At 67.5% G+C, this 532-nt stretch carries 1 protein-coding gene; it reads right to left on the bottom strand.

Annotation, left to right across the window (positions count from 1 at the left end; genetic code table 11):
- The coding region (locus KIH27_RS22215; RefSeq protein ID WP_214095101.1) for a PPE family protein at positions 1-531 on the bottom strand (531 nt) is incomplete at its 3' end.
- Position 532: the final 1 nt, after the last annotated feature.

Below are 532 nucleotides of genomic sequence, written 5' to 3'. Positions count from 1 at the left end.
GGCGGCTCCGGCGGGGTTGGTGGTCTGTGGTGCGGCGGTCAATGCGCTCGAGTTAGGTGCTGCCGCCGCGGAGCCTGCCGCGTAGGCATGCATCGCGGCAGCATCCTGAGCCCACATCTGGTGGTAGTCAGCCTGATTGGCTGCGATCGCGGCAGTGTTCTGCCCGAAGACGTTGGTGTTGACCAAAGTCGACAGGGCGGTGCGGTTGGCCGTGATCACCGGTGGCGGAACGGTTGCGGCGAAAGCCGCCTCATACGCCGCTGCCGCGGACCTGGCCTGGTTGGCGGTCTGGGCCGCCTGCGCGGCGGTGGCGGTCATCCACGTCGCATACGGCTCGGCAGCCGCAGCCATCGCCGCCGCCGAACTGCCCTGCCAACCTCCGTCGATCAGATTGCCAGTCACCGCCCGATACGAATCCGCCGCCGATGTCAGCATGACCGCCAACCGATCCCAACCCGCAGCAGCAGTCAACATCGGCGTCGAACCCGCCCCGGAATACATCCGCGCCGAATTAACCTCCGGCGGCAACACC

The sequence above is a fragment of the Mycolicibacter acidiphilus genome (assembly GCF_018455725.1).
In the GTDB taxonomy this organism is placed as follows: domain Bacteria; phylum Actinomycetota; class Actinomycetes; order Mycobacteriales; family Mycobacteriaceae; genus Mycobacterium; species Mycobacterium acidiphilum.
Note: the sequence above shows the minus strand (reverse complement) of the source record. Positions and strands in the feature narration are given on the sequence as shown.